Raw genomic sequence first — 14180 nt, 5'->3', positions numbered from 1 at the left:
GGCGCCGCAGCTGATGGAGTGAGATGCACGTCCTTTTCCTGTCCGTCGGGTCGGTCCGGCGGCGCGCGGTCGTGGAGGAGTCCCGCCAGGTGATCGCCGACGGGGGCGCCGCCACCGTGGTGGTCGACAAGATGGGCCCCTGGAGTCGTGAGACGTTCGCCACCGGCGTGCGGGTGATCGACCTGGCCGCCCTGCAACGTCGGCTGCCGGCCGACCGGGTCGAACAGGCGGCGCTGTACAAGGCGCCCCGCAAGCTGCTGCGGACCATCGGCCGCGGTCCGCTGCGGAAGGTGTCGAAGCGGGCCGAGCGCGCGTTCCAGCGGCGCCTCGCCGACCCGGCGCACCGGGCGTTCGTGCGGATGCGCGGCGACCAGCGTGACCGGCTTCTCGCCCGGGCCTGCGCGCGTCCCACGGTGGATGTGCTCGTCGTCACCGATCCGGTGGCGATGCCGTACGCGGTGCGCCTGCTGGAGCGCCGACGCGGTCACGCGAGCCCGAGAGTCTGCTTCAGTTACGACTACTCTGGAGTGGCGACCGATGGCCAGAACCGACCCGACCCGGATTCCGCCCAGGGGGACAATCCATGACGCGCCCGACGCGCCGACCGCGCATCCTGTACCTGTCCTTCTACTTTCCGCCGTCGCGGGCCAGCGGCGTGTACCGGGCCCGGGCCACCGCGAACTACCTGGCCGAGCACGGTTGGGACGTGACCGCCTTCGCGTCGCCGCTGTCGTTCCTGCACCGCGTGATCGGCTCGGTCGACGAGCAGCTGGCCGAGACCGTGCACCCGTCGGTCCAGGTGGAGCGGCCCAACATCAGCCACTTCGCCTGGGAACGTGACCTGCACGCCTACGGCCGGTTCCGGGGCATGTCGCCGATCCTGGCCCGCAACCTCTACAACTTCGGGTTGAAGAAGTTCTTCCCCGAGCACTACCTGTCCTGGGCGCTGGCGTCGGTGCGCAAGGCGCTGCGGATGCACGCCCGGCGGCGCTTCGACGTGGTGCTCGCCACCGGCAACCCGTTCGCCTCGTTCGCCGCCGCCTGGATGATCCACAAGGCCACCGGCGTGCCGTTCGCCGTCGACTACCGCGACGCCTGGACGCTCAACATGTTCACCGAGGAGCCGGGGTACGAGCCGGGCCACCCCGCCTGGCGCTGGGAGCGCCGGATCCTGCGCGACGCCTCCGCCTCGATCTTCGTCAACCAGCCGCTGCTGGCCTGGTACGCCGACCGCTACCCGAACGCCGCGGACCGGATGATGGTGGTCCCCAACGGCTGGGACCCGGATCTGCTGACCCAGCTCGACGCGCCCACGCCGCCGTCCGAGTCGGACCGCGACCGCCCGCTGCGCTTCTCCTTCCTCGGCACCATGAACAGCACCCAGCCGGTGGAGCAGATGGCCGAGGCGTTCCAGATCGCCCGGCGGCATCCCGACCTGGCCGACGCGGAGCTGAACATCCACGGTCACCTCGGCTACTTCAAGCAGGGCAAGACCGACCTCATCGCGCGGCTCGGCCTGGTCGAGGGCGAGCAGGGGCACGCGCTGCCCGAGTACGGCATCCACTACCGGGGCCCGGTCTCCAAGACCGAGGTCGGCAAGGTCTACCAGGACAGCGACGTGCTGGTCTTCCTGGCCGGCGGCGCGCGGTACGTCACCTCCGGGAAGATCTTCGAGTACATGGCGAGCGGCAGCCCGATCGTCTCGGTGCACGCGCCCGGCATCGCCGCGCAGGACGTGCTGGCCGGCTATCCCCTCTGGTTCAACCCGGAGAGCCTCGACGTGCACGACATCGCCGAGTCGATGATCGCCGCCGGCAAGGCGGCCCGGGACATGTCGGCGAAGCAGCGTGCCGAGGCGCGCGCGCACGCCGACACGTTCACCCGGCAGGCGGTCACGGCACCGCTGGAGGCCAGGCTGCGCTCGATGGTGCGGCGCAAGATCGAGGCGGGAAGGATCGCATCGTGACGTTCGACGACGCAGCCGGCAACCAGCCGCCCACCGCGGGCGCGTCCCGCACGCCGCGGGCGCTGCTGCTGGCGTTCAACCACAAACCGCACGAGAAGGTCGTGGCGCTGGCCGAGCGGCTCCTCGACGAGGGCGCCCGGCTGGACGTGGTGGTCCTCAGCGACACCAACTGGGCGGACCTGGCCGGCCGGCCCAACGTGCGGCTGTTCACCCTCGGCGCCGCGGAGAAGCGGCATCCGCTGCTGCGTACCGAACGGATCGTGGTCACCAGCGGGCCCCGGCGAGTGGCCCGCGGGCTGAGCCGGCTGGCCGGCGGCGGCACGGCGAGCGGGCTCAGCCGGCGGCAGGAGCGCCTGAGCCGGGCGTTCCACAAGCGAGTGTTCATGAAGGCGTACTCGAACGTGCGCCCGCTGGTACTGTCCCGGCTGGCCGACAAGCGGCTGTCCGAACTGGACCTGGAGCGCGACCCGGTCGACCTGATCGTGGCCTCCGACGCGCTGTCCATCACGCTCGGCTGGCGGCTGGCCCGCCGATTCCCGAACGTGGTCGCCACCACCTCGCTCGACCCGCCCCCGTTGGCGCAGCTCACCGCGGCGGCCTGACGCCGCCTGCCGCACCACGTGAAGCGGCCCGCCGGCACCGTCGATCGCGACGGCGCCCGGCGGGCCGGTCCGATTTCAGCGGGCGTGCTCGGCGAGCACCCGGACCACGTTCTCGGCCGCGTGGCCGTCACCGTACGGGTTGCCGCGCGCGGCGGCCGGCCGGGGCCGGGTGGCGGTCCGCACCCAGCCGTCGGCGCCCAGCGCGGACGGGTCCGGAACCAGCCGGTTCCAGTCGTCCGCGAGGGTCTCCACCCACTCCGTCTCCGGGCGCAGCGTGGTGCAGGGCCGGTCCAGCAGGTACGCCTCCTTCTGCAGGCCGCCCGAGTCGGTCACCACACCGACGGAGCCGAGCACCGCGGCCACCATGCCGCCGTACGGCAGCGGCCGGCCCACGTGCAGCGCGCCGCCACCCAGCTTGATGCCGTGCTCCTCGGCCCGGGCCAGCAGGCGCGGGTGCGCCAGCAGGGCGACCGGCACCGGCAGCTCGGCGAGCGCGCCCACCAGTGCGGCCAGCCGCTCCGGGTCGTCGGTGTTCTCCGCCCGGTGCAGCGTGGCCAGCAGGTACGGCGCGTCCGGGTCGATGCCGGCCGGCAGCTCGGGGCGCGGCTGGTCACCGGCCAGCACCGCGTCACGCACCCGCAGGCAAACGTCGACCATCACGTCGCCGACCAGCACGGAACGGGCGGCCAGGCCCTCGGCGGACAGGTGGCGCACCGCCTCCTCGGTGGGCGCCAGCAGCAGGTCGGCGCAGTGGTCGGTGAGGACGCGGTTGTGCTCCTCCGGCATCCGGCGGTTGAACGAACGCAGCCCCGCCTCCAGGTGGGCCACCGGCAGGTGCATCTTCACCGCGGACAGCGCGCCGGCCAGCGTGGAGTTGGTGTCGCCGTACACCAGCACCCAGTCGGGTCGTTCGGCCGCGAGCACCGGGTCGAGGGCGGCCAGCGTCTTGCCGGTCTGCACGCCGTGGCTGCCGGAACCGATGCCCAAATGCACGTCCGGGTCGGGGATGCCGAGCCCGGAGAAGAAGACGTCGGAGAGGTCGGCGTCGTAGTGCTGCCCGGTGTGCACGATGACGTGCTCGTGCTCCGTGGCGGCGAACGCCGCGGCGATCGGTGCGAGTTTGACCAGCTGGGGCCGGGCGCCAACGATGCTGACGACCTTCATGTGGGTGATCCCTCCGATTGACTGTCCGTCCGACCGGGGCGGCGTCCGTGGGCGCCCCGCGGAACCGGCTGCGCCGGCCGGTGAGGGGAACCCCCACGCGGGCGATCCAGGCTAACATCGGGGCATTCCGCTTCTGGACGCCGACAAGGCCGGCACGAGCGCGAGGAAATCCCGTCATGGTCGAGTCGTCGGTCGTTCAAGAGCGCCCGCAGGAGCCGGCTGAGCCGCCCGCCGCCCGGCGGCCGCGTCCCCGGCCGCGCCCCGCGCAGCTCGTGCTCGCGGGTCTGGTCGTCGCGTTCGTCGCCGCGCGGCTGAGTATCGCCGCGCGGGCCGAGGCGTTCCGCACCTTCGACACCCGGTCGTACGCCGGGCTGCTCGACGGGCCGAACCCGACCGCGACGCTCTCCTTCACCGGGCACGCGCCGCGACTGTGGGGCACGCCGCTGCTCTACACGCTCGCCGGCAGCGATCCGGCCCGCGCGTGGGCGCAGGCCCTGATCAGCACCGCGGCGTGGGTGGTGCTCGTGCTGGCGCTCTGGACGATGCTGCGCGGCACGACCGCCCGGGTCTGCGCCGGGGTCGCGCTGTTCGTGCTGGCGCTGACCCGCGCGGTCTACGTGTGGGACCACACGCTGACCGCCGAGTCGCTCTCCATCAGCCTCGGCCTGCTCGCGTTCGGCCTGCTGGTGCTCTGGGTACGCCGGCGCTCGTGGCCGCTGCTCGCCGCCACGGTCGTGGTGACCGTGTGGTGGATGTTCGTCCGGCAGGACATGCTGCTGTTCATCGCGCTGGTGCCGGCGGTGCTGGCGGTGCTGGCGTGGCGCAGCCGCCCGCACCGCTGGGCGGCGGTGGTGGCGCTGGTCGCGATCGGCGCCGGGCTGGGCTGGAACGCGGCGCTGCTCGGTCCCACCGACGAGACGTTCGCCAAGTGGAGCGCGTCGGGCCGCTCGCAGACCGACGAGACGTTCCTCTACCGGCTGATGGTCGAGGTGCAGCGCGACCCGGAGATTCGGCAGGTCTACCACCGCGAGCTCGGCATGCCGCGGTGCGTGGCGATCGAGGACCCGAGCCTGGTCCGGCGGTGGAACGTCCGCAAGTTCTCCGAGGCGTACGCGAACTGCCCCGAACTGCAGCGGTGGGCCGAGGAGCACGAGATGGCAATCGGCTTCCGGTACGCGATGGCCGAGCCGGATCACTACCGCGAGATCATGGTCGGCCGGATCCTGCCGATGGCGCTGGGCAGCACCGAGTTGCACACGTACGGCCGCCCGGTGTCGATGCTGCCGGACGCGGTCGAGAGGGTCTGGTACCCGCGCCGCGACCTGGTGCTTCCTCTGCTCGCCGGCGCCGTCGTGGCGACAGTGCTGGCGTGCGTGCTCACCGGCGCGGTCCGCCGGCGGCCGTGGCTCGTCGTGGCCGGCGTGCTCGGTGTGGTGGTGAGCCTGGTCAGTGTGCTCGCCAGCCTCATGCTGTCCGCCGGGGAGTACAGCCGGTTCGGCATCCAGGAGGCGATCTACCTGCGGATCAGCCTGGTGGTGCTGGCCGTGGCGGCGCTCGACGCGGCGCTGACCAGGCCGTGGAGACGCGCCGGGCGCGCGGCCCGGGGGGTGCCGGGCGACGACGCCGCGCAGCCGTAAACTCCTGCCTCATGACCGTTCCGGACACCCGTCCCACCGACCCCGCTGCGGCCACTCCCGGCGACACCTCGCCCGGCGACACGGAGGTCCGCCGGGCGCCGGAGCCGGCGGAGACCGCGACGGACGACGGCGGCCGCACCGAGGCCGGCGACGGGACCGGCGAGCGGCCGGTCCGGCGGTGGAGCCGGTGGGACGGCGTCGTCGCGGCGGTCTACCTGGCCTGGGCGCTCCTGGTGACCGCCCGCGGGTGGCGCAACCCGGACGGACGCCTGCTCGGCAGCCGCCCGGACGACCAGGGATTCAACGAGTGGATGCTGGCGTACGCGGCGCACGCGGTCCGGCACCTGGAGAACCCGTTCTTCACCACCGCGCAGAACGCCCCCGACGGCGTGAACCTGATGACCAACGTCGGCATGCAGCTGCCCGGGATCCTGCTGTCGCCGGTGACGCTGCTGTTCGGCGCCCCGACGGCGTACGTGCTGCTGATGACGCTCAACCTGGTCGGCACCGGCTACGCCTGGTACCACGTGCTGTCCCGGCACGTGGTGCGATCCCGTGCCGCCGCATTCGTCGGCGGCCTGTTCTGCGCGTTCGCGCCGGCGCTGGTGTCGCACAGCAACGGGCACCCGCACATGACCGCGCAGTGGCTGGTGCCGCTGATCGGCTGGCGGGTGCTGGCACTGGCCCGGGGCGGTCGGGTGCTGCGGGACGGGCTGGTGCTCGGCGCGCTGATCGCGGCACAGTTCTTCATCAGCGTGGAGATCCTCTTCCTGCTCGCGCTCGGCTGCCTGCTCGCCGCGCTGGCCCATCTCGCGCTGGCGCCGAAGGTCGCGTTGCGGCGCGCCCCCCGGCTGCTGGGCGGGCTGGGGGTGGCCGGAGCGCTTGTCGCTGTCGTCACCGCGTACCCGCTGTGGATGCAGTTCTTCGGGCCGCAGCACCGGATGGGGCACCCCGGCGGCCCCGACGTCTACGCCCTGAAGCTCGGCTCCTACGTGCGCTACGCGACCGAGTCGATCGCCGGCAGCCCGACCAGCGCCGGCGGCTGGGGCCCGAACACCACCGAGCAGGTCAGCTTCTTCGGCTGGTCGCTGGTGGTGGTGGCGGTCGCCGCCGCGTGGTGGCTACGCAAGGAGATCACCGTCCGGGTGCTGACCCTGGTCGCCGTGGTGTGCGCGCTGCTGTCGATGGGCACCACCTGGACCTGGGGCACCGAGCGGACCACGATCCCGGCGCCGTTCGCGTTGCTGCAGCACCTTCCGGTCTTCGACGCCGTGGTGGTGGCCCGCTTCGGGTTCATCACCACCATGGCCGTGGGTGTCCTGCTGGCGCTGGCTCTGGACCGGGTGGCGAGTCTCGCGCGTGACGGGGACCGGCTGCCGGCCCGGATCGCTGTCGTCGCGGTGGCTGCCGCGCTGGTGCCGATCCTGCCCACCCCGCTGCCGGCCCAGGGCCGTCCCGCGGTGCCGGACTTCGTCACCGCCGGCACCTGGCGTGACCACGTGGCCCCCGGCCGCACCCTGGTGCCGGTGCCGGTGGCGAACATGACCTCGGTCTACTGGGGCTCGGCGGCGCTGGCCGAGTTCGCGGTCCCGCAGGGCTACTTCCTCGCCCCCACGTCCAAGGAGGACCCGACCGGGCGGTGGGGCGTCGAGCCGCAGCCGACGGCGAAGCTGCTCACGCTGGTCGCGGAGGGCAAGCGCGGCACCGACGTGACGCCGGCTGAGGTCGCCCAGGCCCGCGCCGACGCCCGCTACTGGCGGGCGGACGCGGTGGCGCTGCCCAAGCACCGCCGGCAGGAAGACCTGCGCGTGGTGCTCGACGCCCTGTACGGGCCGGGCCGCCAGGTCGACGACGTGTGGCTCTGGGACGTGCGGCCGTTCAGCAACTGAGCGGCGCGCCTCACGGCGACCGGTTCCAGATGATCAGGACGTAGCCGCCGAAGTAGGCGGAGACGATCAGCAGCGGGGCCAGCACGGTGACGGCCCGGGCCCAGCCGGCCCGGGCCAGCGCGACGGCGACCGGCAGCAGGAGCGGGAACGCGGGCAGCAGGAAGCGCGCCTTGGCGTGGTAGTAGCCGGCCGCGCCGAGCGTGGTGAGCAGGATCAGGCCGCTGTAGAGCAGGAGCTGCCAGGGCTGCCGGTCGAGGGCGCTGAGCACGAACAGCGCCAGCGCGATCAGTACCACGAGCGTCACCACGTACATGGTCAGCGCCGTGGGCTGCGCCAGCACGCGCTGCGCCACCCGGACCGTGTCGGCGCCGAAGTCGAAGGTGGTGCCCCAGCCGGCGTCCTGGATGTGGAACCAGCCGTCCGGCCGCCCGGTCTGCCAACCCACCCAGGCCAGGTACCCGACCCAGCCGGCCGGCGCGATCACCAGCGCGGCCCACGGGCGCCAGCCGTCGCGGCGGCGCAACGCCGCGATCAGCGCCGCGAGACAGACCACGGCGAGCAACGCGGAGCCGGTCGGCCGGGTCAGTCCGGCGCACAGGCTGAGCACGGCGGCGAGCAGCCACGAGCGGCGCAGCAGCGCGTACAGGGACCAGGCGGCGAACGCGGTGAAGATCCCCTCGCTGTAGCTCATGTTCTGCACGATGCTGTGCGGCAGCACGCCCCAGAGCACGGCGAGCAGGATGCCGACGCGGCGGTCGTACAGCCGCTCGCCGACCGCGAACAGACCCCAGGCGGCGGCGAGCGCGGCGACGGCGGCGACCGCCAGCGCGGTGGCGCGCGCGCCGAGCGGGGTCAACGGCTCCAGCGCCCCGACCAGGCGGGGATAGAGCGGGAAGAAGGCCATGTCGCTCTGGACCCGGGCGTAGCCGTCGTAGCCGTCGCGCGCGATCCGCAGGTACCACACGCCGTCGGACCCGGTGAGCAGCGCGGCCGGCCGGGCCCCGGTGGCGCGGGCCCAGAGCCAGAGCGTGACCAGCCCGACGGCCCGCACGGCGACGTAGCCGACGAGCGCGGGCAGGGCGTTGCGGAAGGCGGTCGCCAGCCGGTGCCCGAAGGAGGCCCGGTGCTGGGAAACCGTCTCCGCGGGCGGCTGTTGGCCGCGCGTCGGTGCGGTCATGCGTGGTCCTGTCCGAGTGATCTTCGCCCCCGGCGTCGGCGTCCGGGGCGTCGGCGACCGGCGGGAGCGCTGCCCCGGAGCCGGGTGCAGGGTAGCAACGGCGACACCGGCTTCCCGGCACGGCCGGGCATCGGCCTCCCGCGCCGCGCTTGTCGTACACTCGCTCGGGTCGCACGTGCGACAGTGGTTGACACGGAGACGGACGGGCATGGGTTCTGACGGGGCGATCTCTGCGGCGGACCTGGGGGCGGCAGCCGCGGCACGGGGCGCCGTCACGACCGACACCTCGGCCCGGACGGCGGCCGGGCGGTGAGCCGACCGGACGTCACGGTCGTCGTCGCGGTGTACAACACCATGCCGGACCTCACCACCTGCCTCGAGTCGCTCGTCAACCAGACGATCGGGCACGACCGGCTGCAGATCGTCGCGGTCGACGACGGCTCCACCGACGGCAGCGGCGCGGAGCTGGAGCGGTTCGCGGCGGCGTACCCCTCGGTCCTGACGGTGGTGCACCAGCCCAACTCCGGCGGGCCGGCCGCCCCGAGCAACCGGGCGCTGGACCTGGCCACCGGCCGGTACGTGTTCTTCATCGGGGCCGACGACCACCTGGGCCGCGAGGCGCTGGAGCGGCTGGTGTCGGCGGCCGACCGGTGGGGCTCGGACGTGGTGCTCGGCCGCATGGTCGGCGTGAACAAGCGCTACGTGCACCAGGAGATCTACGACCGGACCCGGTCCGACATCGACCTGTTCGACTCGCCGCTGCCGTTCTCGCTGTCGAACACGAAGCTGTTCCGGCGGGACCTGATCGAGCGTCACCACCTGCGCTTCCCGGAGGACATGGCGGTCGGCAGCGACCAGCCGTTCACGTTGGAGGCGTGCCTGCGGGCGGCCCGCATCTCGGTGCTCGCCGACTACGACTACTACTTCGCGGTCAAGCGCCTCAACTCCACGAACATCACCTACCGCAGCGACCATCTCGCCCGGCTGGAGTGTGTGGAGCGCATCGTCCGGTTCGTGGCCGACATGGTGGAGCCGGGGCAGCGGCGCGACGCGGTGCTGCGGCGCCACTTCGCCTGGGAGATCGCGAAGCTGTTCCGCCCCGACTACCTCAAGCTCGACGCCGAGACCCGGGAGCAGGTCCGGTCGCGGGTCGGCAAGCTGGTCCGGGAGTACCTCACCGACGGCATCCGCGACCGGCTCGACGCGGCCACCCGCGTGCTCGTCGGCACGGCCGCGTACGGCCGGCCGGAGGACCTGGTGGCGATCATCCGGCTGACCGCCGCCGACGGCCTGCCCTCGACGGTGGTCCGCGACCAGCGCTGGTTCGCCGCGTTCCCGGGCTTCGGTGAGGCGGGTGGCCTGAGTGACGAATGGTACGAGTTGGAGCCGGCGGCGAGCCGGTGGCTCGCCGCGCTGACCGCGGTTTCGGTACGCTCGGTGACCGGGCCCGACGGTGACCGGCGGGTGCAGATCCTCGCCCGCAGTCCCCGGCCGGATCTCGCCGACCTGGTCGGCGGGGACATGTCCGTGCGGGTGGGCGAGGCGGAGGCCGCCGTGCGGCTGCTGCCGGCCGACCCGATGGGCACGACTGTGGAGGCCACGTTCCGGCTCCCGGATCTGGCGGCCGACCTCGGTCCGGCGGGAACGACCCGGGCGGTCCGGGTCCGGGTGGCGGACAGCGCCGCCGTCCCGGTGCGGGGGTTCCGGCCGCCGCTGATCCACCGGGTGGTGTACCGCGACGGCACCCGACTGCATCTGGTCACGATCAACAACAACCACAAAGGTCACTTGGCGTTCACCGTCTGGCCGGTGACGCTTCGCCGGGTCGCGGCCCGTCTTCGGCGCCGGCTCCCCCGAGGAGGAAAGTAGTTCATGAACATCTGCGTCGTCGCGCTCGGCAAGATCGGTCTGCCGCTGGCCGTGCAGTTCGCGTCCAAGGGGCACCGGGTGATCGGCGCCGACGTCTCCGAGCGGGTCGTCCAGCTGGTGAACGACGGTGCGGTGCCCTTCCCGGGCGAGGCCGACCTGGACGTCAAGCTGAAGGAGACGGTCGCCGCCGGCCTGCTGTCGGCCACCACCGACACCGCCGCCGCGGTCGCCGAGTCGGAGGCGGTCGTCGTGGTCGTGCCGCTGTTCGTGGACGCCGAGGGCGTGCCGGACTTCGGCTGGATGGACGACGCCACCCGGGCCATCGCCCGTGGGCTGAAGCCGGGCACGCTGGTCAGCTACGAGACCACGCTGCCGGTCGGCACCACCCGCAACCGCTGGGCGCCGATGCTCGCCGAGGGTTCCGGCCTCACCGCCGGCACCGACTTCCACCTCGTGTTCAGCCCCGAGCGGGTGCTCACCGGCCGGGTCTTCGCCGACCTGCGCCGCTACCCGAAGCTGGTCGGCGGCATCGACGAGACGTCGGCCGCGCACGGCGTCCGGTTCTACGAGGCGGTGCTCGACTTCGACGAGCGGCCCGACCTGAACCGCCCCAACGGCGTGTGGGACCTCGGCTCGGCCGAGGCGTCCGAGCTGGCCAAGCTCGCCGAGACGACCTACCGGGACGTGAACATCGGCCTGGCGAACCAGTTCGCCCGCTTCGCCGACACCGTGGGCGTGGACGTCACCAAGGTCATCGAGGCGTGCAACACGCAGCCGTACAGCCACATCCACTCGCCGGGCATCGCGGTCGGCGGCCACTGCATCCCGATCTACCCGCGGATGTACCTGTGGAACGACCCGGCCGCCACCGTGGTGCGCTCGGCCCGCGAGGCCAACGCGGCCATGCCGGAGTACGCGGTCGACCTGCTCGCCGCCGCGTACGGCGACCTGACCGGGGTCGGCGTGCTGGTGCTCGGCGCCGCCTACCGCGGTGGCGTCAAGGAGACCGCCTTCTCCGGCGTCTTCCCGACCGTCGAGGCGCTGCGCCGCCGGGGCGCGGTGCCGTACGTGTCGGACCCGATGTACAGCAACGAGGAGCTGGCCGCGCACGGCCTGCCCGGCTACGACGGCGAGCCGCTCGGCGCCGCGGTGATCCAGGCCGACCACGCGGAGTACCGCACGCTGTCCCCGGCCGACCTGCCCGGCGTGACGGTGCTCGTGGACGGCCGGCGGGTCACCGACCCGGAGCGCTGGACCGGCGTGCGCCGGGTGGTCATCGGAGGCTGACCGCACACGCGCGTACCGGGCCCCGGCCGTGATCACGGCCGGGGCCGTCGCGTGTCGCACCAGCCGATCGGCGTCCGCCGTTCACCTGCCGGACACCCCGGCAATACTTGTGTCATGTGACCCGTTTAGGGTCGCAGCGGTCCGAATCGAACCTGGCCGACGTCGGGGCAGACAGGGAGCGTGTCGTTGTTGAGCAGAATTCGCAGCCAGCAGGGTCTCGCCGCGGTGGGCGCGACGCTCCTCGGCTACGCGGTCATGGTCCTCTCCGGAGTACTCGGCCTGGTGGTGCCGTTCGCGGTGGCCGCCGTGGTCGCCTTCGCCGGTGAACTGGCCCTGGCCGGGCGGCACACTCCGACCGCCGAACTGCTCGACAAGGCCGGGCTCGGCGAGACCTTCCGGCAGCTGGTGCGGGACCTGTCGGTGGTCCTGCTGGTGGTCGTCTCGGCCCGCCCCGGCGTGGCCGGCACGATCGCGGTGCTGCTGCTGCCCGCCGCGCTCTGGACCGTTGCGGTAGCCACGAACGCGGTGACGAAGGTGATCGACGGGCGGGTCGACCCCCCGGCGTACACCCGCAACATCGACCTCGGCGCGCTGCGGCGCGTCCCGGTGCCGCCGGCCTGGGCGCGGCGGCTGGCCGGGCTGAACATGCCGCTGCTCAACGTGCTGCTGGTGCCGGCGGCGGTGGCGGCCGCCGCGCTCGACCGGGTCGCCCCGGTGGTGGTCACCGGCCTGGTGACGCTCGCCGCCGGCCTGGTCACCGCCGCGGTGCTGGCGCTGACCGCGCTGCGCGGCCGGGGCAGCCAGCCGGGCGTGCTGCCGGCCGTGCACGACTGGATGGCCCGGGAACGGCCCGAGGTCGCGCTCTACTTCGCCGGCCCGGCCAAGGACGTCTACCAGGCCAACATGTGGCTCGCGCCGGTGGAGGCGACCGGCCGCCGCGCGGTGGTTCTGCTGCGCGCCGCTGACGCGTTCGAGCAGCTCGCCGACACCCGGCTGCCGGTCATCTGCGTGCCGGCCGGCGTCGACTTCATGAACCTCGACCTCAGCTCGCTGCGCGTGGCGCTGTACGCCGCGAACGTCGGCGCCAACATCCACCTGCTGCGGGAACCGGGCGTCAAGCACGTCTTCGTCGGCCACGGCGACAGCGACAAGCAGGCGAGCGTGAATCCGTACAGCAAGGTGTACGACGAGGTCTGGGTGGCCGGGCCGGCCGGGCGGGAGCGGTACGCGCGCGCCGACGTCGGCGTGCTGGACCGCGACATCGTGGAGGTCGGCCGGCCGCAGCTCGCCGGGGTGCACACGTTCGGCTCCGGCGCCGCCGACCACCGCTTCACCGTGCTCTACGCGCCCACCTGGGAGGGCTGGCTCGACGACGACCCGTACCACACCTCGCTGGTGCTGATGGGGGAGCGGATCGTCTCCGGGCTGCTCGCCGCCGGTGACGTGCGGGTGATCTACAAGCCGCACCCGCTGACCGGCAGCCGGTCGGCGAAGGCGCGGGCCGTGCACGAGCGCATCGTGGGCCGGATCAAGGCGGCCGGCGGCGACACCGATCCGTCCTCGCTGGACGGGACCGCGCACCTGGTGGTCACCGGCCGCACGCCGGGGCTGTTCGACTGCTTCAACGTCACCGACCTGCTGGTCAGCGACGTGTCCAGCGTGGTCTCCGACTTCGTGCAGAGCGAGCGGCCGTACGTGGTGGCGAACCCGGCCGGCCTGTCCGAGGACGAGTTCCGCCGGCAGTTCCCGACCGCGCGCGCGGCGTACCTGCTCTCGGCGGACTGCGGCGAGCTGGCGAAGATCCTCGACGTGACGCGGTCCGGCGACGACCCGATGACCGGGGCGCGACGGGAGCTGAAGGAGTACCTGCTCGGCCCGGCCGGGTCGAACCCGATGGACCGCTTCCGGGACGAGATCGGCCGGCTCTGCGGCTGAGGCGTACCGGGAAAGGGGCGACGACCGGCGCGGTCGTCGCCCCTTTCTCGTCGATTCAGCCCTGGTGCGGCGGGTTGTCGACGTCGCGGGAGACGACCTCGCCCTTGGCGTCGACCCAGCCCTTCGGCCGGGCCGGGTTGCCGGCCACCAGCTGGTACGGCTTGACGTCGCGGGTCACCACCGAACCGGCGGCGATCATCGCGTACTCGCCCACCTCGATGCCGCAGACGAGCGTGGCGTTCGCGCCGATCGAGGCGCCACGCCGGATCAGCGTCGGCGTGATCGTCCAGTCCGGATTCTGGGCGCGCGGGCGGAAGTCGTTGGTGAACACGGCGCAGGGACCCACGAACACCTCGTCCTCGATGGTCACGCCCTGGTAGACCGAGACGTTGTTCTGGATCTTCACCAGGTCGCCCACCGTGACGCCCGCGTCGACGTAGACGTTGCGGCCGATCACGCAGCCGGCGCCGACCTGCGCGCTCGACCGGATGTGCGCCAGGTGCCAGACCTTGGTGCCGTCGCCGACCTTGGCGCCGTCCTCCACGTCGGCCGTCGGGTGGACGAAGACGGAGGCGGACCGGTCGTTGCTGTCAGTCATCTCAACTCGCATCGTGGCAGGGCGCGTCGCGCCGTCGGGCGGGCTCGACGCAGCAT

At 73.0% G+C, this 14180-nt stretch carries 11 protein-coding genes; 8 read left to right on the top strand and 3 right to left on the bottom strand.

Features of this window, described 5'->3' with window-relative positions:
• The first annotated feature begins 23 nt into the window (after positions 1-23).
• Genes O7542_RS15655 through O7542_RS15645 form a run of 3 tightly spaced genes read left to right on the top strand, consistent with a single transcriptional unit; the run spans position 24 to position 2568 of the window.
• Entirely contained in the window at positions 24-587 is a 564-nt protein-coding gene (locus O7542_RS15655; protein ID WP_051611092.1) for a hypothetical protein, read from the top strand.
• Positions 584-1966 (top strand): glycosyltransferase, encoded by a 1383-nt coding sequence (locus O7542_RS15650; RefSeq protein ID WP_030499733.1) that lies wholly within the window; start codon positions 584-586, stop codon positions 1964-1966. Before O7542_RS15655 ends, O7542_RS15650 begins: the two co-directional genes overlap by 4 nt.
• The gene (locus O7542_RS15645) at positions 1963-2568 is read left to right on the top strand and encodes a hypothetical protein (RefSeq protein ID WP_064447476.1); all 606 of its coding nucleotides are present in this window, start codon (positions 1963-1965) and stop codon (positions 2566-2568) included. The genes O7542_RS15650 and O7542_RS15645 overlap by 4 nt, the downstream gene beginning before the upstream one ends.
• 75 nt (positions 2569-2643) lie before the next feature.
• On the opposite strand, the gene wecB is transcribed toward O7542_RS15645, so the two are convergent.
• Positions 2644-3732, bottom strand: a complete 1089-nt coding sequence (gene wecB, locus O7542_RS15640; RefSeq protein WP_281604785.1) for a UDP-N-acetylglucosamine 2-epimerase (non-hydrolyzing) — start codon at positions 3730-3732, stop codon at positions 2644-2646.
• Positions 3733-3908: 176 nt separating this feature from the next.
• On the opposite strand from wecB, the gene O7542_RS15635 reads away from it, so the two are divergent.
• Positions 3909-5369 carry a hypothetical protein gene (locus tag O7542_RS15635; protein ID WP_281604784.1) on the top strand — a complete coding sequence of 487 codons (1461 nt, stop codon included), beginning with the start codon at positions 3909-3911 and terminating at the stop codon, positions 5367-5369.
• An 11-nt stretch (positions 5370-5380) separates the two neighbouring features.
• Complete coding sequence (locus tag O7542_RS15630; RefSeq protein WP_281604783.1) at positions 5381-7258, top strand: hypothetical protein; 1878 nt, start codon at positions 5381-5383, stop codon at positions 7256-7258.
• Positions 7259-7268: 10 nt separating this feature from the next.
• Here the strand turns inward: O7542_RS15630 and O7542_RS15625 are convergent, their stop codons facing one another.
• Positions 7269-8435: a hypothetical protein gene (locus tag O7542_RS15625; protein ID WP_064447479.1), complete on the bottom strand. Its 1167-nt coding sequence runs from the start codon at positions 8433-8435 to the stop codon at positions 7269-7271.
• A 309-nt stretch (positions 8436-8744) separates the two neighbouring features.
• Between O7542_RS15625 and O7542_RS15620 the strand changes: the two genes are divergently transcribed.
• From O7542_RS15620 to O7542_RS15610, 3 genes are all read left to right on the top strand, one after another.
• The gene (locus O7542_RS15620) at positions 8745-10304 is read left to right on the top strand and encodes a glycosyltransferase (protein WP_043325108.1); all 1560 of its coding nucleotides are present in this window, start codon (positions 8745-8747) and stop codon (positions 10302-10304) included.
• A gap of 3 nt (positions 10305-10307) precedes the next feature.
• Positions 10308-11591, top strand: coding sequence for a nucleotide sugar dehydrogenase (locus O7542_RS15615; RefSeq protein ID WP_187692571.1), 1284 nt, complete (start codon positions 10308-10310; stop codon positions 11589-11591).
• A gap of 186 nt (positions 11592-11777) precedes the next feature.
• Entirely contained in the window at positions 11778-13526 is a 1749-nt protein-coding gene (locus tag O7542_RS15610) for a CDP-glycerol glycerophosphotransferase family protein (RefSeq protein ID WP_281604782.1), read from the top strand.
• Positions 13527-13581: 55 nt separating this feature from the next.
• Here the strand turns inward: O7542_RS15610 and O7542_RS15605 are convergent, their stop codons facing one another.
• A complete protein-coding gene (locus O7542_RS15605) occupies positions 13582-14124 on the bottom strand; it encodes an acyltransferase (RefSeq protein ID WP_030499741.1) in 543 nt (180 codons plus the stop codon).
• Between the last annotated feature and the right edge of the window lie 56 nt (positions 14125-14180).

This window comes from Micromonospora sp. WMMC264, from assembly GCF_027497275.1.
Taxonomy (GTDB): Bacteria; Actinomycetota; Actinomycetes; order Mycobacteriales; family Micromonosporaceae; genus Micromonospora; species Micromonospora chalcea.
The sequence above is the reverse complement of the archived record's forward strand: the minus strand, read 5'-3'. Positions and strand labels throughout refer to the sequence as shown.

Coding starts and splice junctions, on each gene's coding strand:
- O7542_RS15655 (WP_051611092.1), top strand. CDS start 24: ATGCACGTCCTTTTCCTGTCCGTCGGGTCGGTCCGGCGGCGCGCGGTC.
- O7542_RS15650 (WP_030499733.1), top strand. CDS start 584: ATGACGCGCCCGACGCGCCGACCGCGCATCCTGTACCTGTCCTTCTAC.
- wecB (WP_281604785.1), bottom strand. CDS start 3,732: ATGAAGGTCGTCAGCATCGTTGGCGCCCGGCCCCAGCTGGTCAAACTC.
- O7542_RS15635 (WP_281604784.1), top strand. CDS start 3,909: ATGGTCGAGTCGTCGGTCGTTCAAGAGCGCCCGCAGGAGCCGGCTGAG.
- O7542_RS15630 (WP_281604783.1), top strand. CDS start 5,381: ATGACCGTTCCGGACACCCGTCCCACCGACCCCGCTGCGGCCACTCCC.
- O7542_RS15625 (WP_064447479.1), bottom strand. CDS start 8,435: ATGACCGCACCGACGCGCGGCCAACAGCCGCCCGCGGAGACGGTTTCC.
- O7542_RS15615 (WP_187692571.1), top strand. CDS start 10,308: ATGAACATCTGCGTCGTCGCGCTCGGCAAGATCGGTCTGCCGCTGGCC.
- O7542_RS15605 (WP_030499741.1), bottom strand. CDS start 14,124: ATGACTGACAGCAACGACCGGTCCGCCTCCGTCTTCGTCCACCCGACG.